Source organism: Robbsia andropogonis, assembly GCF_000970345.1.
GTDB classification, from domain to species: Bacteria; Pseudomonadota; Gammaproteobacteria; order Burkholderiales; family Burkholderiaceae; genus Robbsia; species Robbsia andropogonis.
Genome location: NZ_LAQU01000008.1, coordinates 173,299 through 196,683 on the forward strand (window position 1 = coordinate 173,299; position 23,385 = coordinate 196,683).

19 protein-coding genes are annotated in these 23,385 nt (G+C 57.8%); 9 read left to right on the forward strand and 10 right to left on the reverse strand.

Going from position 1 to position 23,385, the window contains the following annotated elements:
• Positions 1 to 10 precede the first annotated feature (10 nt).
• From WM40_RS10445 to WM40_RS10455, 3 genes are all read left to right on the forward strand, one after another.
• Positions 11 to 1,408, forward strand: coding sequence for an MFS transporter (locus WM40_RS10445; RefSeq protein WP_046152857.1), 1,398 nt, complete (start codon positions 11 to 13; stop codon positions 1,406 to 1,408).
• Entirely contained in the window at positions 1,405 to 2,367 is a 963-nt protein-coding gene (locus tag WM40_RS10450) for a dihydrodipicolinate synthase family protein (protein WP_024903842.1), read from the forward strand. Before WM40_RS10445 ends, WM40_RS10450 begins: the two co-directional genes overlap by 4 nt.
• A gap of 171 nt (positions 2,368 to 2,538) precedes the next feature.
• Complete coding sequence (locus WM40_RS10455; RefSeq protein ID WP_046152812.1) at positions 2,539 to 3,267, forward strand: FadR/GntR family transcriptional regulator; 729 nt, start codon at positions 2,539 to 2,541, stop codon at positions 3,265 to 3,267.
• Positions 3,268 to 3,383: 116 nt separating this feature from the next.
• On the opposite strand, the gene araH is transcribed toward WM40_RS10455, so the two are convergent.
• From araH to WM40_RS10470, 3 genes are all read right to left on the reverse strand, one after another.
• Positions 3,384 to 4,385 carry an L-arabinose ABC transporter permease AraH gene (gene araH, locus WM40_RS10460; RefSeq protein WP_024903840.1) on the reverse strand — a complete coding sequence of 334 codons (1,002 nt, stop codon included), beginning with the start codon at positions 4,383 to 4,385 and terminating at the stop codon, positions 3,384 to 3,386.
• 83 nt (positions 4,386 to 4,468) lie between these two features.
• Entirely contained in the window at positions 4,469 to 6,001 is a 1,533-nt protein-coding gene (araG, locus tag WM40_RS10465; protein ID WP_024903839.1) for an L-arabinose ABC transporter ATP-binding protein AraG, read from the reverse strand.
• Between the two features lie 84 nt (positions 6,002 to 6,085).
• Complete coding sequence (locus WM40_RS10470) at positions 6,086 to 7,072, reverse strand: arabinose ABC transporter substrate-binding protein (RefSeq protein ID WP_024903838.1); 987 nt, start codon at positions 7,070 to 7,072, stop codon at positions 6,086 to 6,088.
• 460 nt (positions 7,073 to 7,532) lie between these two features.
• Between WM40_RS10470 and WM40_RS10475 the strand changes: the two genes are divergently transcribed.
• The 3 genes from WM40_RS10475 (at position 7,533) to WM40_RS10485 (ending at position 10,584) form a co-directional block, all read left to right on the forward strand.
• Positions 7,533 to 8,360 (forward strand): SDR family NAD(P)-dependent oxidoreductase, encoded by an 828-nt coding sequence (locus WM40_RS10475; RefSeq protein WP_024903837.1) that lies wholly within the window; start codon positions 7,533 to 7,535, stop codon positions 8,358 to 8,360.
• Positions 8,361 to 8,362: 2 nt separating this feature from the next.
• Positions 8,363 to 9,343, forward strand: a complete 981-nt coding sequence (locus WM40_RS10480; protein WP_236693462.1) for an SMP-30/gluconolactonase/LRE family protein — start codon at positions 8,363 to 8,365, stop codon at positions 9,341 to 9,343.
• A gap of 140 nt (positions 9,344 to 9,483) precedes the next feature.
• A complete protein-coding gene (locus tag WM40_RS10485; protein ID WP_024903835.1) occupies positions 9,484 to 10,584 on the forward strand; it encodes a porin in 1,101 nt (366 codons plus the stop codon).
• Between the two features lie 24 nt (positions 10,585 to 10,608).
• Here WM40_RS10485 and WM40_RS10490 read toward each other — a convergent pair whose 3' ends face one another.
• Positions 10,609 to 10,884, reverse strand: a complete 276-nt coding sequence (locus tag WM40_RS10490; protein WP_157685771.1) for a hypothetical protein — start codon at positions 10,882 to 10,884, stop codon at positions 10,609 to 10,611.
• Between the two features lie 160 nt (positions 10,885 to 11,044).
• Between WM40_RS10490 and solA the strand changes: the two genes are divergently transcribed.
• Together solA and WM40_RS31335 are read left to right on the forward strand one after the other, a co-directional pair.
• A complete protein-coding gene (gene solA, locus WM40_RS10495) occupies positions 11,045 to 12,241 on the forward strand; it encodes an N-methyl-L-tryptophan oxidase (protein ID WP_024903833.1) in 1,197 nt (398 codons plus the stop codon).
• A 287-nt stretch (positions 12,242 to 12,528) separates the two neighbouring features.
• Positions 12,529 to 12,729 (forward strand): hypothetical protein, encoded by a 201-nt coding sequence (locus tag WM40_RS31335; protein WP_024903832.1) that lies wholly within the window; start codon positions 12,529 to 12,531, stop codon positions 12,727 to 12,729.
• 142 nt (positions 12,730 to 12,871) lie between these two features.
• On the opposite strand, the gene WM40_RS10500 is transcribed toward WM40_RS31335, so the two are convergent.
• The 6 genes from WM40_RS10500 to WM40_RS10525 form a co-directional block, all read right to left on the reverse strand.
• Positions 12,872 to 13,744, reverse strand: coding sequence for a phytanoyl-CoA dioxygenase family protein (locus WM40_RS10500; RefSeq protein ID WP_024903831.1), 873 nt, complete (start codon positions 13,742 to 13,744; stop codon positions 12,872 to 12,874).
• 76 nt (positions 13,745 to 13,820) lie between these two features.
• A complete protein-coding gene (locus WM40_RS10505) occupies positions 13,821 to 14,657 on the reverse strand; it encodes an ABC transporter substrate-binding protein (RefSeq protein ID WP_024903830.1) in 837 nt (278 codons plus the stop codon).
• A 76-nt stretch (positions 14,658 to 14,733) separates the two neighbouring features.
• Complete coding sequence (locus WM40_RS10510; protein ID WP_024903829.1) at positions 14,734 to 16,254, reverse strand: amino acid ABC transporter permease/ATP-binding protein; 1,521 nt, start codon at positions 16,252 to 16,254, stop codon at positions 14,734 to 14,736.
• 284 nt (positions 16,255 to 16,538) lie between these two features.
• Positions 16,539 to 17,792, reverse strand: a complete 1,254-nt coding sequence (locus tag WM40_RS10515; RefSeq protein ID WP_024903828.1) for an aminotransferase class V-fold PLP-dependent enzyme — start codon at positions 17,790 to 17,792, stop codon at positions 16,539 to 16,541.
• Positions 17,793 to 17,880: 88 nt separating this feature from the next.
• Positions 17,881 to 18,651: an aldolase gene (locus WM40_RS10520; RefSeq protein ID WP_024903827.1), complete on the reverse strand. Its 771-nt coding sequence runs from the start codon at positions 18,649 to 18,651 to the stop codon at positions 17,881 to 17,883.
• A gap of 65 nt (positions 18,652 to 18,716) precedes the next feature.
• Positions 18,717 to 19,625 (reverse strand): LysR family transcriptional regulator, encoded by a 909-nt coding sequence (locus WM40_RS10525; protein ID WP_046152813.1) that lies wholly within the window; start codon positions 19,623 to 19,625, stop codon positions 18,717 to 18,719.
• 109 nt (positions 19,626 to 19,734) lie between these two features.
• Here WM40_RS10525 and WM40_RS10530 point away from each other — a divergent pair, with 109 nt between their 5' ends.
• Positions 19,735 to 23,274 (forward strand): ABC transporter ATP-binding protein, encoded by a 3,540-nt coding sequence (locus WM40_RS10530; RefSeq protein WP_046152814.1) that lies wholly within the window; start codon positions 19,735 to 19,737, stop codon positions 23,272 to 23,274.
• The last annotated feature ends 111 nt before the right edge of the window (positions 23,275 to 23,385 follow it).

Consider the following 23,385-nt stretch of genomic DNA (forward strand, 5'->3'; position numbering starts at 1 on the left):
GGAGACGGAGATGCACAATCTTCCCGCTGGGGGTGCAACGGTACCCAACGCCGATCTCGACCCTGCTACCGAGCACCGCATCGTACGGCGCATCAGCTTGCGTCTCGTCCCCTTTCTGGTATTGCTTTATCTAGTCGCGTATATCGATCGTTCCACCCTGGGTTTTGCAAAACTTCAGATGAACGCCGATGTGGGCATCGGCGATGCCGCTTACGGCTTCGGTGCCGGGCTGTTCTTTATCGGCTACTTCCTGTTCGAGGTACCTAGCAACGTGATGCTGGTGAAGGTTGGCGCAAGCCGCTGGTTCGCACGCATCCTTGTCACCTGGGGCGCGATTACGGCCGCCATGTGCTTGATCAGCGGGCCGCATTCGTTCTATCTGTTGCGTTTTCTGCTTGGCGCGGCAGAAGCGGGTTTCTATCCGGGCGCGGTCTACTTTCTCTGCCAGTGGTTTCCGTCAAATCATCGCGCGAAAATCTTCGGGCTGTTCTTGCTGTCCCAGCCGTTCGCCCTGATCATCACCGGCCCTTTATCGGGCGCATTGTTGGACATGGAAGGGGTCGCCGGTCTGCACGGTTGGCAATGGCTTTTCTTGCTGACAGGCATCCCCGCGATCCTGCTGGCGGTCCCCACCCTTCTGATTCTGCCAGACACACCCGCCAAAGCGCGCTGGCTCCCCGAAGCGGACCGGCGATGGCTCGAACGAACCCTTGAACGGGAGCGCGCCGCCGCACCGCAACCGCTCATACACGGGGTACGCGGCTTATTGAGCGTGGTCAAGGATCGGCGAATATTGCTGCTGGCGCTATATTTCCTGCCCTATCCGCTCGCGATCTATGGATTGAGCACGTGGCTGCCGACCATTGTCAAAGGTTTTGGCGGATCTAATATCACGACCGGCTTGCTGACGGCCGTTCCTTATGTCTTTGCGGTCGTCGGTCTGCTAACCATTCCGCGCAGTTCAGACAAGCGCGACGAACGGATGTGGCATATCGCGCTTTCCGCGGGCGTCGGCGCGATCGGCCTGGCCGTGTCGGCATCCGTACATTCACCGGTGGTTCAACTCGCGGCATTATCCGTCACGGCGTGTGCGCTGTATGCCGCGCAACCGGTGTTCTGGACCTTGCCCGGGCGCTTCCTGAGCGGCACGCAAGCGGCCGCGGGCATAGCTGTCATCAATTCGATCGGCAACCTCGGCGGCTATCTTGGGCCATTCGCCGTGGGCGCGATCAAGCAAACCACTGGCCGTATCGAAGACGGTCTGTATTTCCTGTCAGGCGGCGTGCTGCTGCTTGGCGTGTTGCTGACTTTCGTTATCGCACGCCATGTTGAACGTGGCACTTCGACCTCTTCACCGTCCAAACAGCGCATGAACGCGACCGAATCTCATAGGAGCCCTTCCGCATGACCGACCACAACGCGCCCCGTCCCTCCGTTGCCGCGACGAACTCCCCACCAATCTACCGTGGCGTGTTCCCGGTCGTGCCGACAATTTTCGACGCCAATGGCAATCTCGATTTGGCGGGCCAGCGTCGTGTGCTGGACTTCATGATAGATGCCGGCTCAAATGGCTTATGTATCCTGGCCAACTTCTCAGAACAGTTCGCGTTGAGTGACGATGAACGAAACGTGCTGCAGACACTGGCCCTCGATCACGTGGCCGGCCGCGTTCCGGTGATTGTCACGACGAGCCATTTCAGCACGCACATCTGCGCCAGGCGCAGCCGCGCGGCGCAAGATGCCGGCGCTGCCATGGTAATGATCATGCCGCCTTATCACGGTGCAACCATTCGCGTCGGCGAGGCGCACATCCATTCGTTTTACCAGCAGGTCTCCGACGCCATCTCGATTCCGATCATGGTGCAGGATGCGCCGGTTTCTGGCACCCCGCTGTCCGCGGCCTTTCTCGCGCGCATGGCTGGCGAGATCGAGAATCTATCTTATTTCAAGATAGAGACACCACAAGCTGCCTCGAAGCTACGCGAATTGATCGCACTGGGCGGCGACGCCATCATCGGCCCATGGGATGGCGAGGAAGCGATTACGCTGATGGCGGATCTCGATGCCGGCGCCACGGGCGCCATGACCGGTGGCGGCTATCCGGACGGCATCCGGCTTATCCTCGATGCGTACACCGCGGGCGATACCGAGAAGGCCGCGGCGTTATATCAGCAATGGTTGCCGCTTATCAACTACGAAAATCGCCAAGCCGGACTGGCCGCCTGCAAAGCGTTGATGCGAGAGGGCGGCATCATCACCAGCGATGCAACCCGTCACCCGCTCGCGCCGCTTCACCCGGCCACCCGAGACGGGCTGCTCACCGTCGCCCGTCGGCTGGATCCCCTGGTGCTGCGCTGGGCAAGATAATTCAGATCGCGCCAGACGCCTTTGCCTCAAAGCGGGGAAAAAGCGCGCGATGATACGATGCCTCTACGGCGATAACGGCGTGATATGTGACGCAACGCTGTTCTATCCGCCTGCGGCATCTCTGCATGATATGCTTGCGTGCCCGTCCTCCAACTCAAATCATACGCAGGCATGGATTATCGCCATCCCCAACCGCGCAAGAGTCGGCACAGCCAGATCGTGCAAGACATTGGGACGGATATCGTCAGCGGCAAGCTAAAACCGGGGGAAAGGTTGCCGCCTGAGCCCCTGCTATGTGAGACATACGGCGTCAGCCGGCCAGTGCTGCGCGAGGCCACGCGCGTGCTTGTTGCAAAAGGTCTGGTCGTCTCGAAACCGCGTGTGGGCAGTGTCGTCCGAGACAGCGAAGATTGGCATCTGCTCGATCCGGATGTTCTGTTCTGGACACTTAACAGCATGCCCGAGACAGACTTCTTCCGCTCGCTATTGACTGTGCGCCGCATCATCGAACCCGCCGCGGCTGCCCTTGCCGCAACGTCGGCTGATGAAAACGATATCCGCCGCATTGAAACCGCGTTTTCTGAGATGGCTTCGGCCAATACACCGGATGGCCTGCTGGAACCGGATCTCGCATTTCACCGCGCGATCATGGCGGCCACGCATAACCGGATGCTGGCTCACATCGGGAATATGCTGTCGCTCGCACTATCGGAGTCGATCAAGTTGACAAGCCGCCATCCGAACACCCATGCGCTATCACTGCCACGTCATAAAGCGATCTTGACCGCGATCCAGAACCGCGACCCGCTCGCAGCCAGGCAGGCCAGTCTTGTGCAACTCGACAGCGCCGGTGTCGATGCGGACAGCGTGCTCGCCGACCAACCCCTTTCGTCCGTATAATCGCAAAACGCGCCTCCGAGGCGCGTTTTGCGTTATCTCACACATGTCCATCGGACCGGTTTTCACCAAGCCGAAAGCGGTGTGCTTCGCCCAGAAACACACCACCGCCTCATCGATCAGGTACGCGACTGTTGCTTGTAACGATCGAAAATCACCGCGACCAACAAGATCAGACCACGAACAACGTACTGCGCGAACGGCGAGATGTTCAGGAGATTCATCGCATTCTCCACCGTCCCCAGAATCAGCACGCCCGCCAGCACGTACGAAATCCGACCGACCCCGCCCTTCAGGGAGACGCCACCAAGCACACAGGCCGAAATCACCGTCAACTCCAAGCCCAGCGATGTCATCGGTTGCCCCGAGGTCATGCGCGACGCAAGCACCACGCCTGCGAGCCCGGATACCAGTCCACTTAAGACGAAGATCACGAACTTCGTCCATGTCACATTGACGCCCGCAAGTCGCGCCGCCTCTTCGTTGCCGCCGATCGCCAGCGTATTGCGGCCAAAGATCGTCCGTCCCAGCAGGAAGCCGAATATCACCAGGCACCCGATCATCAGCCATACCGGCACTGGCAATCCCAGTACGCTGGTATTGCCGATCAGAAAGAAGTTTTCCTGATCGATACCCACCGCGCGACCGTCCGAGATGATGTACGCGAGACCACGCGCCATCTGCATGCTGGCGAGCGTCGTAATCAGCGCATTAATCTTGAGGCGCGCTACGACAAACCCATTCAAGGCGCCGAATGCCGCGCCGATGAGCAGTCCCGTCGCCACGCCCACGGCCACGGATTCGGTACGGTTCATCGCCACGGCGCACGCCACGCCGGAGCAGGCGACGATCGACCCGACGGACAAATCGAAGTCCCCCGCCGCCAGACAGAACAGCATGCCGCACGCTACCATCCCCGCCAGCGACACGGATAGCGCCAGGCCGCGCATATTGATCATCGAAAAGAAATTCGGCACCGCGACACTACACACGATGAAAAGAACGACGGCAACCAACAACATGCCATAGCCGTCCCATACACGAGATGCGAGAGTGCCAGCGCCATCGCGTGACTTTTGCGGCGGCGCGTTGTTGCCTGCTTGCGTTTGCGTGAGGGCCATGTTCTTTCTCACCTATAGATTGAAATCGATAAAACCAATGCGTAAATCGAGATGCATGTCGCACAATGCAAAAAACGCGGCGTTCATGCGGCTATCGGGTCCTTGTCCGTTGGCGCGGCGGACAACATCGCGAGGCCCAGCACACTTTCCTCGTTCGCCTCATCGTGACTACGCTCGCCTACGACCTTCCCTTCCCGCATGACAATTACCCGATCGGCAAGACCCAGCGCCTCAGGAAGATCACTTGACGCAAAAAGCACTGCCACGCCTTTTTTTGCCAATTCAAATATCACCTGATAAATTTCATGTTTTGCGCCTACATCGATGCCCCGCGTTGGTTCATCAAGGATCATGATCTTGATGTTGTCTTCCGACAGCCAACGCGCCAGGATGGCCTTCTGCTGATTGCCACCGGACAAGTTACGGATAAGCTGGTCGGGGCCGGGCGTCTTGATCCGCATGGACTTGATCTGCTCGACGGCATTGTGGCGCTCCCACCGTCTATTGATCAGGGCTCGCCAGCCTAGATGGTGACGCCGTGCGCTGAGATTGATGTTGTCGGCAACCGAATGCACGGGGACGATGCCCTGCGCCTTGCGATCTTCCGGGCAAAGCAGCATGCCCTGGCGAATCGCCTCCCGTGGAGAATCCGGCGTACAGAGTGCGCCATCGACCCTGACTTCGCCCGAACGTGCAGGGTCCGCACCAAACAAAGCCCGCAGTAATGTCGTCCGGCCCGCGCCGACAAGTCCGAACAGCCCGACGACCTCCCCACGGCGCACCGTCAAATCCACGGGTGCCGCCAGTCCGGGCACGTCCAGCTGCGAAACTGCCAACCGCACCTCACCGAGTGGCCGCGGCGCATAACCGAAAATGTCTTCGATATCACGACCCACCATCGCACGCACCAGCCGGTCATGGCTGAGTTGCGCGATATCGGTAAAGGTCTGCACCAGTCGTCCATCCTTGAAAACGGTAATCTCGTCGCACATCCGATAGATTTCTTCCATCCGATGCGACACATAGATGACAATCCGTCCTTCGGCCCGCAAGTCGCGTATGACGCGTTCGAGTTGCTCGATCTCGCGCGCGGACAAGCTGCTGGTGGGTTCGTCGAAAGCGATGATGCGGGCTTCGTGCAGCAACGCTTTTGCGATTTCCACCATTTGACGTTGCCCGATCGATAAATACTTGACCGGCGTATCGGGATCGATGTCCTGCATCAATCGTCGCAATTGCAACCCCGCTGCCGCCCGCATCGACGCGCGATCGACGATACCTGCGCGCCCGGGAAACTGCCCCAGGCAGATATTTTCCGCCACGGACAACTCGGGTACCAGATGCAATTCCTGGTAAATGATAGCCACGCCGTTTGCCAACGCATCCTGCGTGTTACGGAACGCCACCGGCTTGCCGTCGATTTCGAGATGGCCACTGCTCGGCTGGTACGCGCCACTGAGGATCTTCAGCAGGGTCGACTTGCCGGCGCCATTCTCTCCCATCAGCGCATGGACCGCGCCAGGATGGCAGGTGAAACTGATGCCGGCCAATGCCGTCACGCCAGGAAACGTCTTGCCAATATCGCAAAATGCCAGCGAGGTTGCGCTCGACTGCATGACTGCGCTCCGTAAAAAAGGTTCCATAGGGACGCAAAAGCACGCCCGATCGGCCGGGCGTGCGGGAGATAAGCACAGGAATCGTTATTCCAGGCCCTTCTTCTTCAATTCCTGGTGGAAATTGTCACGCGTGATCAGCACCACATCGGTGACCTCGGTGAACTTCGGCGGCTCGATACCCTTTGTCACCCAGTCATGCAGCATCGTGATGCTCTTGGTGCCATGGATATCCGGACTCGGCAGGAGCGAACCGTAGAAACCTGTGGGTTTGCTCTTTGACAGTTCGTTGACCGCATCCACACCGTTGATGCCGATCCCGATAACATTTGCTGCCTGGAATCCATTACCTTCCGTCGCGCGCACACCACCCAGCACCGTGTTGTCGTTCATCCCGATAACGAGCCAGTTCTTCACGTTCGGGTGTTGCACGAGCAAGGAATTACCTGCGTCCAACGCGCCGGGAATGTCGTTGCTCTTCGTTGGCACGGTGTAGATCTGCGCCGCCGGGAAGCCCGCCGCCTTCAACGCCGACATAGCACCGTCGGTCCGGCGACGTGCGGTATCCAGCTCATTGGCCGTGATGACCATCGCACCCGTGACCTTCGGGTCCCAATGGCGCTTCTGCATCTCCTTATACAACTCCTGACCTTGGCGTTCACCCACCTTTGACGCGGCCATCATGACCAGCGGCACTTCCGTCATGGGCTGGCCCTTGGCATTGACGAACTGGTCGTCCACCGCAACGACCTTCAAACCAGCCGCTTTGGCCTTTGCAACGATTGCCGGACCAAGCTTGGGATCCGGGGTGCAGATCACGAATCCCTTGGCACCATTCGCAGCCAGGCTGTCAATGGCGGCCAGTGTCTTTTCCCCATCCGGAACCGCGATCTTCAAGACCTCGAAACCATCCTTTTTCCCTGCGATATCCGCAAACTTCCACTCGGTCTGGAACCACGGCTCCTCCGGCTGTTTGACGAGGAACCCTAATTTTTCGGCGTAAGTGTGGGCGCTTGCCAACGCCAGCACCGACGTGAGTACGCCAGTTGCCATCGCGCGGCTGCAAATCTTCATTGAAATGCGCATCGTTATAGTCTCCATCCTTGTTGTAACCAACCTCGCGTCAGTGAGCGTACCGCGCTACTCCGAACCGCAACGCCTCGATTTAAAGGACATCCCAAGATATGGGTCGATAAATGATTAGCGATGACGATTCGCGAAGGCGACATCCCACATATTGGGTCGTGTGTCATTTGATTAACAGAAAAGCGCGCCTTTCCTCGCCAGCGGCTTTCTTCTGTGTCGCCCAGGCACCGATATCAAGGGTTCTGACACGCCCAGCCTGAGTGCTCAGAGCATATGGTAAGACTATTTAGGCACTCAATACGGGTAAGCACCGAGAATATCGTGCATGACGGGATCTATTGGTATTACTAGAATGCTTTTCGAGCCCTCAGCATGTGCGACGATATTTAGCTAAGATAAATACGCCCCGCCGCTGACGCAGTGCGGAATGTAGACCTTTCTTTCTGATATGACGACAAACGCCTCGAATAACATGCCCCCGGATTTTGGGGCCTCGTCTCTCGCGCGAGCTTATGCAGCCTATCCCACTTTAAGAGATCGCTGCGTATTCATCAGTGGTGGCGCCACCGGTATCGGCGCGGCGCTAGTTGAGGCGTTTGCCGCGCAAGGCGCCCGGGTCGGCTTCGTCGACCTCGACGAGAAAGCAGGCACGGCGCTAGTCGAAAAACTCGCTCCCCTGCCTTCGACGGTCCATCGTCCATGCTTTGTCGCTGCAGATATCACCGAGGAAAATGCGCTTAACGATGCCATTGCACAGATTCGTGCCGCTTGCGGTCCGATCACCGTGCTGGTAAATAATGCGGCCAACGATAAGCGGCATCGCGTGGAAGAAACCACCTATGCATTCTGGGACAAGGGCATTGCCGTCAACTTGCGTCACCAGTTCTTTGCGGCGCAGCAGGTGATGGAGGACATGAAGCAGGCAGGTGGTGGTTCGATCATCAATTTCGGCTCGATCAGTTGGAAATTGAAACAAGGCGGCATGCCTGCTTATACCGCATCGAAAGCCGCGGTGCAGGGTCTGACGCGCTGCCTAGCCCGGGACCTCGGCCCGTACAATATCCGGGTAAACACGATCATGCCGGGCTGGGTCATGACGGAGAAGCAGTTGGCATTATGGGTGGACGACGCGGCAAAAGAGGACATTGCGAAGGGGCAATGCATCAATGCCCCCTTACTACCGATCCATATCGCCAGCATGGCGCTCTTCCTGGCAGCCGATGACAGCGCGATGTGTACGGCGCAAGATTTCGTCGTTGATGGCGGGTGGACCTGATCGTGATTGAATTGCATGCACGCCTGTTTCACGATGCCAAAGCTACACTTGGCGAATGCATCCTTTGGGATGACATCAACCACGCACTGTATTGGACCGATATCGAAAACGCCACCCTATGGCGGCATACGTTCGCCCCCGACGCCGATTGGTCCAACGGCGCGCCCGCGCAATACGAGACGCATCAGTGGGCACTGCCCGAGCGCCTCGCCAGTTTTGCGCTTTGCACGCGACCGGGTTGGTTGCTGCTTGGCTTGGCATCCCGGCTTGCGTTGTTCGAACCTGCCACGAATACGTTCGTCGATATTGTCGAGGTGGAGGCCGATTTGCCCCGCACCCGTGTCAATGACGGCCGCTGCGATCCGCAAGGACGTTTTGTTTTTGGCACATTCGACCAGGCAGACAAAGCCGAAGCGGTAGGGCATTTCTGGCGACTGAACGCCGACCTCCGCCTGGAGCGGTTGCCTCTGCCCCGCATTGCGTGCGCGAACAGTATCGCGTTCGACACGCGCGCCGCGGCTGCCTACCCCGGCGCTGAAACGTCCGAAAAAGATCAAAAGGCACCGGCCGACCCGGCAAGAATGTACTTTGCCGACTCGTTGACACGCAAGATCCATCGCTGCGATTATTTTGCTGACGGTCGACTGGGCGTGCCCACCTTGTTTGCGACATTGCTGGCCGATGAAAGCAGCCCGGACGGCTCGACCGTCGACAGTCAAGGCGGCTTGTGGAACGCCCATTGGGACGGTAGCCGGATGGTGCGTTTCGATAGCGAGGGCGTCATGGACGTTCATGTTCATGTAGCGGCATCGCGATTGACCTGCGCGACGTTTGGTGGACCTGACCGACGCACGTTGTTCATTACGAGTGCCCGTACTGGTCTCCAGGCGGAGGCCCTTGCCAGCGAACCCATGGCAGGCGGTGTATTTTCGGTACGAACGACATTTACCGGCATGTCGGAATATCGCTTTTCCGGTGCCTGATCGGGGTTGATTTGGGTCGCATGACCCGTTTTTGAGAGGAGGAGTAGCGCCGAGGCTTCATCACAAAGTAGCGACACTATCGTGAACATGAGGACGGAAATCCGTCACCCATGACAACACGCCATCAAATGGAAGAGACAATGAAAAAAGCGTGGATTGTGACGTCGTTGGCGTCCCTGGTATTACCCTTGACGAGCGCGTACGCGCAAAGTAGCGTGACGCTGTACGGTCGTTTGGACGCCGGCATTGAATACATGAATGGCTTGCAGCACACCACCCCGGGTGGAGGTGGTAGTCGCTGGCGCGCGGAAAGCGGCGATTGGGGAACCAGTTTGTGGGGCTTGAAAGGAGTAGAGGACCTGGGTGGTGGGCTGCAGGCCCTCTTCCGCTTGGAAGGGTCCTTCAATACGATGAGCGGTTCGGGGCCCGGCAACAACCAGATATTTAATCGCTACGCCACGGTGGGATTGGCCAGCAAGCAATACGGTACGTTCAATATGGGCCGTGAGCTTGCGATTTCCAACGGCGTATGGGATTTCGATCCTTTCGGTCAGTCGAACTGGTCATCGGCATCATTGGTACGGGGTCGTAACTGGAATCAAACCAGCAATAACATCTCCTATCAATCGCCGACTTATGGTGGCTTCGACTTCGCAGGACAGTATTCCTTCGCGAACGCCACTAACTGGAACGGCAACGGTACGACCACGCAAGGGCGTTCAGATGGCGCACAGGTAACGTACACATCATCGCTATTCCAGGTCCGAGGCCTCTATGACGAACAGCGTGACAGCGGCAACGGCTCGTTGGATAACGCCTTCACCGCCTCTCGCGAATACACTGCGGCGCTGAACGTCTTCCTCGGTCAATTCACGGTTCGCGCAGCCTATCAAGCGATCCGGTCGTCGGGCGGTGTCTATGTCGCGGGCCAGCCGACGTCGCTGGATCACGAATGGGGCGGCATCACGTGGCAAGCAACACCAGCGGCAACACTCACCGCGGCCGTGTATCACGTGAATGCGAACAAGGGTGCGGGCAACGCGACGATGTACACGGTCGGTGGAACCTACAACTTGTCGAAACGCACCCAATTGCACCTGGAAGCCGCGACCGTGCAGAACAGCTCAACGGCAAACTTCAGCTTGAATGCCAACAGCGCGGGCACCACGGCGAGTTCCGGCAATCCGCTGATTGGGCACAGCCAAACGGGTGTTTTCGCCGGCATTCAGCACGTATTCTGACCCATCGCCGGGAAAACGACTGCGTCACGCGGTCATCGGCGCAGCCTGTCGTCGCGGATGGAGGTCTTCCACACGCGATGCAGTCTGCGCCGATGCTGCGATATCGCCTCTTTTCGACATCAACGGCCAGCCCGCCACCGTGCGTACCTGGCCCATCCGATGCCGTGCCGGCCTTCGGTCGACACGCGCTTGACATCGCGACATCGCGTCGTGATGTAATACGTCTCTCTGCGTCAAACGGACGCCGCACCCGGCCATCCACTCTCCTCGCGCCGAAAGATACACAGGATCGAGCACCATCGTGCGGTCCCCTGCAATCATCGTGTCGAGGCCTAGGCGCAGCGCGCACAAGACCAAGCCATTCCGCCCGAACAAGACTGGCGTTCAAATGAAACGTGCGTCTGTTGTCGCGAGGCGCGGAGATGCCTGCGAATCGTCAAAAATAGAGAGGGAAGCAAGAATGAGCCATCGCCAAAGCGCTGACGTGATTGTCATTGGGCTCGGCGCATTCGGCAGCGCCACAACCTACCAATTGGCGAAGCGCGGTGCCCGTGTCATCGGGATCGATCAATACACGCCACCGCACGACCGCGGATCAAGCCATGGCGCAAGCCGCATCACGCGCGTCGCCGTTGGGGAAGGCCAGATTTACATCCCACTCATACAGCGTTCACACGCGATATGGCGGGAATTGGAAGCGGTAACCGGCAAGACCCTTTTTCATCAAACAGGCGGCCTCATCATCGGTTCGATCAGCGGCGCCGTCAGCCATCACGGAAAACCTGATTTCGTCCGGCGAACCATCGATAATGCCGCGCAATTCGATATTCCCCACGAAGTGTTCGACGCAATGGAGATCCGGAAACGTTATCCGCAATTCATCACGCGCGGCGACGAAACCGCCTACTTCGAACCCGGCGCGGGCGCACTGCTGCCCGAGGCCTGCGTACAGGCACAACTCGACCAAGCCAAAATGCTTGGTGCAACGTTGCGCCTGAACGAGAAAGTCATCGCCATTGAAGAAGATGGCAATGGCGTCAACGTCAAAACCGCGTCTGGCGCCTATTCCGCGGCAAAGGCCATCGTGACCGCCGGTCCGTGGGCGCCGGCGATGGCCGGTGGCAAGGTACAGCGTCATCTGACCGTAAGACGACAAACGCTCCATTGGTTCAAGACGGACAAACCTTCTCTCTACGCACCGGAAAACTGCCCGATCTTTATTTGGATGCATGGCAACGGCGACGACGACTATCTGTACGGCTTCCCGATGGTGGACGGCAAGCACGGCGTCAAGGTTGCCTCCGAGCAATATCACACCGAGACGGAACCCGATTGCTATTTGCGAGAGGTGGATACGAAAGAGTCGTTGGCGATGTACGAAAGACACGTCGCGACGCGCCTGAGATTCGTACAAAGCGAAACTATCGCCAGCGCCGCATGTTTATATACCGTCAGCAAGGATTCCAACTTCATCATTGATGCCTACCGCGATATGCAAAATGTTCGCATGGTCTCCGCCTGCTCGGGGCACGGCTTCAAAAACTCCGCGGGTCTTGGTGAACAATTGGCAATCGACGCACTCGCCGGATCATCGGGCAACATCGACGCTGGTGGTAATCCGTTGCTGGCACCTTTCAGGATGCAACGCTTCCAGTGAAGCACGCGCGCGTATCTGTAACAATGCGGTTCAATCCTGGTCACTAATTGGAAATATCGCTATATATCTTGCATAAACATGGTTTTACGCTTTCATATGATGAGAGAAAGAATTTCGGTTTTTTCTTAAAATTTCCCTTAAGGATTAGAAATACGTGCCGATATCCAATAGAAGAACCGGCTCAAAAAAATTATTTTGAACAGGCACATGCTCGGCTGGGAACGTAATCGGTCAATCTGAGATCGCTCGCAGTGGGGCTCGGACAGTAGTCATTTCCGAGGCGCACCATGAATCAGGCTCAAATTAGAAAAAAATTCAGAGACTCCGAACAAGCGGCGGATCGACCACGTACCACCTCTGATGAATTGGCCGCATGGATCGCAGGACATTCCGCCCATCTGGAGCCGTCCGATCTTGAATTCCTGATTTCAGTCGGTCGTACGTTGTACGCCGCCGAAGCGGAAAAACGGTGGCGAGATGCATGGTAGTGTGTGCCGTCGATCGATCCGTCGATCCATCTCGCGCAGCTGGCGTGTGCCGCCAGGAGCGCGCGATTTGCCCGTTTTGGGACGACCGGATTCGGAATAGAACACGCACGGATAATGCGCTGTCAAACTGACTTCTTACGATTCAGCGCATCGTCTGCACGGCAGTAGCGGCCTGTTGTTCGAAAAAAGACGCCCCCTTCGGATGCTCGGGCAAACGCAGTTGGTACGGTTTCGATCGTACTACCCCTGTCTTCTCGCCATGAACCACCAGTCCTTCAAAGCGACTCGGGATAGGATTCGGGCAGAGCGGAATGGCGTCTTCGGCGGTGTACACAGCGATGAACAGCGTCCGTGGTTCCGCCGACAGATTCGCTTCCGACGCATGCAACAGACGGGTGTGCATCAAACAAACGGAGCCCGCAGGTCCAATGCATTGCACGCCTTGTGGCACACACTGCGCCGCGACCTCATCGGCGACGAACCCGGTAAATTTGCCGTCATGCCACAAATCGTGAAGTGGCCCTTTATGGCTGCCCGGCACCACTGTCAAAGGGCCGTTTTGCGCCGTGACCTCATCGACCATCAACAATGCCGTGATGATGTCGTCATTTGAATGCGGCGTGAATGGGAAGTCCTGATGCCATTTGACATTTGTAGCGGCCCCCGGCATTTTGGAATTCACTTTGCTGTGATGGTATTTGACGTTCGGCCCAATGAGGTCGGCAATCACCGTTACCACGTCGGAATCACGCATTGCCTCAAGGTAGGCTTCCGAAATTTCCACCGGTGAATTCACGCGCCGCAACGCCGGACGTTCCGCACTGTGCCCCGGCTCCACGCTAAAGCGCGCACGTCCATCCACTGTTTCACCGTAGGCGTTGGCATGCGCGCGACTTTCCTGCACCCAACTGGAAAACGCCGTTTGCAAACGGTCGAGCAACGCCTTGCTAACGACATCATGCACAACGAGATAGCCGTTTTCATGAAAAAATGATTTCTGCGATTCGGTCAGCATTCTCTTTTGATCCTCGACACCGCCGTTCAAAAACGCGGCCGCATGCCACCGGTAGGCGACACCACCCGCGTGTTTATCAGGGCTTTGGCATGAGTGTGGCGATATCTTGCTCGGTGGGTGCCTCAAAATGATACTTTTTCAGCAAGGCGGCATAAGCCGGTGTCTTTTTAAACTTCTCGATGCCGTTCAGCAAAGCATTCTTGACGTCGTCATTTCCCTTTTTGACACCAAACCCATTCAAAACAGGGTAGATCAGCGAGTCCGATGAAATGACGACACGATTGCCGAGTTTCTGAATCACGCCGCGCGCCACCGCGGCATCGGTGATCTGGGCATCAACGGCGTGAGAAAGCAACGCCTGCGTTGTTTGGGGATCCGTCACGAATTCGCTGATCGTGATCGGCTGCAAGCCTTTCTTCACGCAATAATCGTCTGACACCGCGTGCATTTGCTTAAGCCATGCCGTGCCCCCCATCGAGCCCAGCTTATGGCCGCACAAGTCTTCCGGAACCTTAGGTTGAAAATCGCTACCCTTCAATGCCAACAACGACTCACCGCTCTTGAGATAAGGGATCATGTCGATCACCTTGACACGTTCCGCGGTGATGTACATCGAGGAGTTAATGATATCGAATTTCCCGCCTTGCAATCCAATGATAAGATTTGGGAACCGAGTATCGATGTTTTCGACCTTCCACCCCATGACTTTCGCCACGCCGTCGATGAACTCAATGTCGAAACCGGCAGGTTGACCTTTATCCATATACTCATAGGGAAAGAAGGTCATGTCCGAGCCGACAATAATCTTTCCAGACTGCTGGAACGCAAACGACGGAAGTGCACCAACGGCAAGCACTCCCCCTAAAATCGTCGCAGCGATATGGCGGCAGTTGATTCGTCGCAGCAGATTCATGGCAATCCCTTTTTGCAGTTGTAGTAACAGATCGACGTTGATGGAAGTTTGACAGCCGTCACAATGGACTGCCTGATTACGCCAGCACTACGCCTTTCAGAAATGCCGCCATGCGCGGATTCTCACCATTGCGTAGCACCGAAGGCTTGTCGTCGCAGATAACCCGACCTTTCTCCATGAAGACGATGCGGTCAGACACTTTGAATGCAAAATGCATTTCGTGTGTGACGATGACCATTGTGGTTCCTTCCTTGGCCAATGTTTCTATCACCTGAAGTACTTCGCTGACCTTTTCCGGATCAAGCGCCGATGTCGGTTCGTCGAACAACATGATCTGAGGACGCATCATTAATGCCCGCGCTATGGCGATCCGCTGCTGCTGACCACCAGAGAGCTGATGCGGGTACTTCCAGGCGTGTTCCAGCATCCCGACTTTATGCAGCAAGCCATAGGCATCCTGCTTCAACTCGCTTACCGTACCAAGCCGGTGATAACGCGGAGCAAGCAAAAGGTTATTTAATACGGTGAGGTGTTGAAATAAGTTAAAACTCTGGAACACCATGCCGATGTTCAAGCGATGTTCCAGATGCTCCACGAAACGCGGTTTTTCTGTTCCCCGCTTACTCAGATGAATAAAAGGCCGTCCATTGACGCGGATCTCACCGTTGTCAATTTTCTCTAGTCCGTTGAGCAGACGGATCAGCGTTGTCTTTCCGGAGCCAGACGGTCCGATCACTGACACGACTTCGCCCGGCTGAACCTGCAGATTGACCGACCCCAAGACCTCGACATTGTTGTAGGCCTTATGCAATCGCCAAGCTTGCAACGCAGGCCCTTGTCCTTCCACTGTCTGACGCACGGTCGAAATACGTTGGCGCGTTGCCAACGCCAGCACTTTCTCATCCAGTTTGTGCGTTGCCTTGCGCTGCGTGACATCAAGCATCCGTTCGGTGCGCTTGAGAATGAAGTCGAATACCGTAACGATCAGAACATAATAAACCGCAACTGCCGCCATGGTTTCCATGACAAGGAAATTCTGGGAATAAAGCCGCTGCCCAACCATCAATATTTCCGTCAGCGAGATCACTGAGACCAGCGAACTCAGCTTGACGATGGATATGTATTCGTTGGTTAGCGCGGGCAGTGCGACGCGCAGCGCCTGTGGAATGACAATCTTCCACTGAATACCCACAAATCGGAGCCCCAAGGCCTGCGCGGCCTCCCACTGCCCTTTATCGATCGAGAGCAATCCGCCACGGTGAATTTCCGCAATATAGGCTGTCTCGCTCATGATCAACGCGATCGCACCGGCCCAAAATGGGTTGCCGAGCACGACGGATAATGCCGGCGCCGCTTGCGGCAGGTTATAGACAAAAATAAGAAGAACCAGTAACGGTACACTTCTGAAAAGCCAGATATAGAAGCGCGCGGGCAGACTGAGAATGTTTCGAGAAGACTGCTTGGCCATCGCCAGAACGAAACCAAGGACGATACTCGCGACCCAGGTCAAGACACTGAGCTTGATGACCGTCCACGTAGCCAGCCAAAAATCGACTTCACCAAAAAGACTCAGAAAATAGTGCCAATCGAAGGTCATTGTTACATTTTCCAGCAGCCATACGCTGATTATTACAAGCTGTACAGTTCGATATGGAAGAACGGCGTCATGCACGCCATAGCATGACGCGAGCATTTACCTGCAACCGCGCGTGGTCTGTCTATCGACGCCGACTTGGCACCAAGGTTTGCCTTGATAAATTAACAATCCAAATTTAAAGACAAATAATTTTTTTCAGATGGATTGCATTGGAAAATGCTATGTAGCATGGCATGCTTATCCCGCGCTCCGCGAGAAACGCTCGGTCAATGCCAATCGCATCGTCATGCCATCAGTGCACGAAGGCCATTGATTAATATGTCGATTTCGTCATCGGTCGTAAGATAGCTTACCGACGCCCGCGCGACGTGCGACAAGCCCCGCGCACGCATATCGAACGGCGTGTATGACACACCGTTCACGCTGATCGTTATTCCGCGATCGGCAAAGCCCCGCTGCAATGCGGGTAAATCCACGCCATCAACAGCGAAGGACACCAACCCCGATTGTTCGATGCCCATATCCAGGAGTGTTACGCCAGGGATAGATGCCAGACGGGCTCGCACTGCTCGGGCGGTCGCATCGATCCGCACACGGATCATGTCGATCCCTAGTTCCAGCGCTTCTTCCAACGCGTTGGCCAAGCCGCAATGCAACGCGAAAGAAGCCTCGCTCGTCTCGAAGCGCGCCGCGTCATTCCGTAAGGCTGCACGGACAGAAGCGGCGCCGTCGGGTAAGGTCTCGGCCACCAACGGCGCGGAATGGGTGTCAACCTGTGATGGCGACAAATGTTTGAGAAAATCGCGCCGCACATATAGCAGTCCGGTGCCGCGCGGTCCCCGAAGCGCTTTCCGGCAAGCCGCGGTAAGGACATCGCATCCAACGGCCGCCACATCGATCGGGTATTGCCCAAGCGCCTGCGCCGCGTCGATGAAATAGGGGATAGCGTGCCGTCGCGCCACCTCGCCGATCGCAACGGCGGGATTGATGACACCGCCGTTCGCAGGCAACCATGTAATGGCAATTAAACGGACACGCGCATCGAGCATCGTTTCCAGCGCTTGCGGATCAGCCATGCCGTTGGCATCGCATGGTATGACTTCCACCGATGCGCCATGACGCTGCGCGGCCATTTGCATGTTGGCCACGTTGCCGCCCCATTCATGCCTCGCGGTCAAAATGCGGTCACCCGGTCGCCACGCATCCAGTCCGGCGAATGCGGCACTCCACCCCGCCGAGTTGCCGCTTGTGATCGCTATTTCGGCAGGATCGGCATTTAACAAGCGCGCAGCAAGGGTTCGCGCGCGCTCGGTCACCGCCTTAGCAGCAACACCCGCTTCGATGGGGCCCATGGTCGCCTCGCGCCACAGATGCGCTTTTATCGCCTCCAACGTCGCGATTGACGGCAACGACGCCCCAGCGTGATTGAAATGGGTTACTGTCCGCACTCCCGGCGTTGCGGCGCGCAATGCGGCAATACGCGCAGGCGATAGGAGGGACGATACGGAGGATGGGACGGAAGAAGCGGCGGGGATCATCGTCTATTCCTGTTTCAAGCCCAGCGCTTGTTAGCCCGGCGAGAGCGGGAGCCTTGGGGTCGGGGATCGCATCAGCATGATGGCGCGTTTAACAGGCACCGTCGCCCGGTGCCGACAAAGTGCGCCTCAGTGCCGCGAAGAACAGCTCGGATTGCAGTCGTTCGCCAAGGGTCTGCGTTGCAACACGTGCGGCCATCGCATCATCCACCGGTCGCAAGACGCACCCGGTCGAACGCGCAAGAACTTCCGCCGCACAGGCACGCTCGAGGTAATACAGGTCATCGTATGCATGATCGACGCGCGAGCCACAAACAATCACCCCATGATTGGCGAGAAACACCACATCCCTGCCCTGCATCGCCCGTGCGATTCGCTCGCCTTCACCGGCATCCAGCGCGAGCCCGTTATATTCGCGGTCGATGGCGACCCGGCCGTGATACCGCATGGCATTCTGAGATAAACGTGTATCAAGGCCGCAGTCCTCGATCAACGTTAACGCCATTGCATGGGGCATATGCGTATGAAGGACCGTATGCTTGCCCGCGATTCGATGAATCGCCGCATGAATGAACATGGCGGTGGGTTCGACTTCGTGCCGCCCCGCGACGCGGTTGCCAGCGGCGTCGACGATGACGATATCTTCCGCCGTCACCTCGCGCCACATCAAGCCTCGTGGATTAAGTAGAAACAGGCCATCGTCGTCTGGCAAGGCAACGCTGAAGTGATTGCAGACACCTTCACTTAGGTCATGATAGGCTGCGGCGCGCAAAGCCAGCGCCAGATCCTGGCGGAGCGCCAATACATCTGGCCGACGGAACAGCGAATGGTAGACGGGCTTGGCGGCATTGATGGTTGTCATGAGCGATCGTGATGATTTCAAGGGATGCAAGTGATGCGATGCGACGGCATGATTCTAACGAACATTCAGGCACGCACGTCTTGCCGCGTTACTTCCGGTATTGCCGCCGCTTCGGCTTGTAGAAACGCAATCAAGCGATCCACCAAGCGGTGTTCCCGCGCCTTGCCCCTGCGTAGCACATACCGCCATGACGCCGCCTGGCAGAGATCGGGCCGCACGCGCACCAATCGCCCGCTTTTCAACTCCGACTCGATCAACGGCAGACGCCCCAGTGCGAGACCTGCGCCGGCCACCGCGGCACCAATGACCTGACTGAAACTGCTATAACGAACGATCTTCGTCTCAAAATTATCCGGGAGTGCCATTCGGCCCATCCAGTAATGCCACTCGATCTCCGGGAAATCGCGGTGCTCCTGCTGCAGCAAAAGACACGGCCCGGCAGTGGCGGCAACGGCGTGCAGCGTCGGACTGCATACGGGAAACACGGCTTCGCGCAAGAGGACTAGATCGTCCGGCTGTATGTCTCGCTCGGCAACATGCACGATCGCGACATCGACGGAATAGCGACTTTCGTCCGGCGGCCCTTCCTGGACGATCGAATTCAGCGACGCCTCGGGATGACTCGCGGAGAACGCGGCCATGCGCTGCGCGAGCCACATCGACGAGAACGAGACGTTCGCCGAAATCGTCAGACGCCTTGTAGACTTCGTGATCTCAAGACACGCTGCCTCGAGCATCGACAACGCCTCCGATGCGGCCGGCAGCAAACGTGCGCCCGCCTGCGTCAACGCGATACCGCCCAGACCGGTGCTACGCTCCAGCAAACGCACGCCAAGCGTCTCTTCCAGAGCGCGTATCTGGTGGCTGACCGCGCTCGTCGATACATGTAACTCCACGGCCGCACGCGCAAACCCGCCGAGGCGGACGGTGGCCTCGAAAGCACGTAGCGACGGCAGGGATGGAAGCGATGGCATGGGGGTATTGTAACTTGCTCAACACCTCGTGAAAAAACGTCTTTTGCCTTGCCGCAGGACTCGCGATACCGTGCGAACTGACAAAACGACATGACGGGAGGCATAAAGCATGTATTTTAACCATACCCTGTGGACCCTCATGACCGGATTCCGCCTGCGCGTGGCGGGCGCTGTCGGCCTGGGGCTCGTGGCAATGGTTTTTGGTGTGCTCCGTTTCGTTTTTCTCGGCCGCGTCCTGGCAGGCGTGCTTGGTGGCGCGGCGGTTCAGCCAATTGCCGTCGACGCCGCCAGCGCACTGGCGTGCATTCTCATGCGCGCATGGCTGGACCACCGCAGGGTCGTGTTGGCGCAAGCGACGGCGGGACGGATCCAATCGATATTACGTGCGCGTTTGTTCGATCGGATCGTCGCGCTCGGCCCGGCATGGTTCGGATCGGCGCGCACCGGCGGCGTGATGTTGGCGGTCATCGATGGCGTCGAACAGTTGGAGACGTTTTTCGGTTCGTATGTCCCGCAGTTGGTCATTGCCGCCTGCGCCCCGCTCATCATCTTCGGCATTCTTGCATGGTGGGACCTGCCAACCGCATCCGTGCTGCTTGTTGCCGCGCTTGTCACATTGGCATTGCCAATGACGATCCATCACGCCGATAAAAAAGCAGCCATTGAACGCGCCCACGCATTCAAGTCTTTCGGTGAAGCATTTCTCGACGCCGTGCAAGGACTGCCGACCCTCAAGGCTTTCGGCCAAAGCGATGCGTTTGCACAAAAACTCGCAGCGCAGGCAAGGGCGCTATCCGATAGTACCTTCTGGGTCTTGGCACTCGGGCTGCTAACGCGTTTCTTCACCGACCTCGGTACGGCACTGGGCGCCGCGGCCGCGATCGCGCTTGGTGCATGGCGCGTGTACCACGGCGAAATGCATATCGAGGCACTGCTAATCGTGTTGATGGCAGGTACCGAGGTATTCCGGCCGCTTCGCGATCTGCGTTCCGTGCTCCATCGCGGCATGATGGGACAGTCCGCGGCGACGGCCATCCATACGCTGATGGAAACGCCTACCGATCTGCCGCCAACCGTGGCGGCGCATGTAAGCGGCCTCACTTCCGACATCACATTCGAGGAAGTCGGTTTCGCCTATCCGGGGCGCCGCCTCGATGCGCACACAGGCCTGAGCTTCAAGATAAACGCTGGCGAGACCATTGGCATCGTCGGTCCGAGCGGCGCGGGAAAATCGACGATCCTGCGGCTGTTGCTGCGTCAGCACGATCCGCAAACGGGCACCATTCGCATCGGGGGGCATGACATTCGGTCGCTAGATCCGCAACAGGTGCGCGGCATGATCGCCATCGTTTCACAAGACAGTACCTTGTTTCATGGGACGATCGCGGAAAACCTGCGACTTGGCCGGCCGGAAGCAAGCAATGCCGACATGATCGCCGCGACAACCGCCGCCAATATCCATGAATTCATCGCGGCGCTGCCGGAGGGATACGAGACACGCGTGGGAGAACGAGGCGCGCGTTTCTCAGGAGGCCAGCGCCAGCGTATCGCAATCGCGCGTGCCTTGCTCCGGGATGCGCCCATCCTGATTCTGGACGAAGCCCTCTCCGCCGTGGATGCGGAAAATGAAGCCGTCATTCAACAAGCGTTGGATACGTTGATGCGTGGCCGTACCACGCTGATTCTGGCGCATCGTCTGTCCAGCGTCATCGGTGCGGATCGCATCCTGGTGCTGGACGCGGGACGTGTTGTGCAACACGGCACGCACGCTGAGCTGATCATGCAATCGGGCCTTTACGCAAGATTGATGGCGCCGCAAATAGGAACAGCCGTGGCGCAATCAATGGCGCTCGATCGACGAAACAGCAGCACCGCTGCGCCGGGATCGGCGGCGCCACCACCATTCGCCCATGACCCGACCGAGGTGAGTTGGACGCGCACGTTGCAAACGCTACTGCGCTTCGTGGCGCCCTGGCGGTCACGATTGACGCTGACCGTATGTTGCGGGATCGGCCGTGTGCTGGCGTTTATCGCCGTGAGTTTATTGGGATCGCTGGTCGTGGCCGAAGTCGCGTCGGGAGGCCCGGTTTTACTGCCGACGCTCGGTCTCTTGCTGGCAGCGCCACTCGCCGCGACATTGCACTGGCTCGAATCCTGGCAAGCACACGACATGGCTTATCGGCTGCTTGCGGAGATGCGCATCGCCTTGTTCGCAAAGCTGTCGCAGTTGGCGCCGGCCTATCTACTACGTCGGCGCTCAGGAGACCTCGTCGCACTGGCTACGCAAGACGTGGAAACAATCGAATATTTCTATGCGCATACGGTGGCCCCGGCGTTCGTCGCGGTATTGATTCCCACGGCGGTCTTGGTTCTGCTGGCATGCGTTGCCTGGCCGCTTGCCGTGATCCTGTTCCCGTTTCTCGCATGGGCGGCTTTAAACCCGGTATTCGCTCGCGCAAAGATCGATCGACTCGGCGGCGAAGCGCGCGGGGCACTCGGACAACTTGGCGCCCATCTTACGGAGACAATACAGGGGCTTGCGGAATTGTCCGCATTCCAGGCAACAGAGGCAAGAAAAGCGGTCTTCATGGCCGATGTCTCACAATACCAGCGCGTACGTTCCGCTTTGCTCGATGACCTCGCACGCCAAAGTGCCGCATTGGAAGTGGCGACAGGCGCAGGCGCACTGGCTGTCACGGTCCTTGGCGCGGTGCTTTGCGCAAAAGGCTGGATCGCGCCGCAATGGTTGCCATTGCTCGCGCTTGTCTCGGTAGCCGCCTTCATGCCGGTATCCGAGATAGGGCAGACCGCACGCCAGTTGGCCGGCACGATTGCATCCACCCGTCGATTACATCTAGTGGAAACGGAACCGGAACCCGTGTGCGACGGCATACAACCGGTACCGGAGAATCCGGTCGTCTGCTTCAACGACGTGACGTTTGCCTATCCTGGGCATACCCGACCCGCACTTGCACGCGTCAGCTTTCAGGTGAAGCCGGGAAGCTGCGTTGCACTGGTCGGGGCGTCCGGCGCCGGCAAGTCGACCCTCGCGCACTTGCTACTGCGTTTCTGGGACCCAGAGCAAGGAAGCATCATGCTAGACGACACCGACCTGCGCACCATACGTCTCGATGACCTGCGTCGGCACATCGCACTTGTCAGCCAAGACACGTACCTCTTCAACGACACCCTCGAAGCAAACATTCGGCTTGCGTGCCCTGACGCGTCCGATGATGACATGCGGCGCGCGTTGGCGCTCGCGGCACTCGACGACTTCGTCAAATCGCTGCCCGACGGTCTTGCAACCCATGTGGGGGAACGCGGCGTGCAACTGTCAGGGGGTCAACGCCAACGGATTGCGATCGCGCGGGCGTTTCTGAAGAATGCACCGATCCTGATCATGGACGAGGCAACATCGCAGCTGGATACGATCAACGAAAATCATATCCATGCCGCGTTCGACGCCTTGAAACAAAACAAGACTGCTATTGTCATCGCGCATCGTCTTTCGACCATCAAGAACGCGGACACCATTATCGTGATGGATGAGGGCAGGATCGTCGAGGCGGGCTCGCACGCCGTATTGATTGCGAACGGGGGCACCTATGCGCGCCTGGTCTCGCGCCAATCGGGCATGGCAACCCCGTGACCCCGCCCGCGCGCTTTTATTATTACTTTTTTAGTACAAATTCCTTCGTCTCAGCGCCATTTATTGTCTTTGCAACCTACCGTAAGATGCATGCATCGACGTACTGCACGG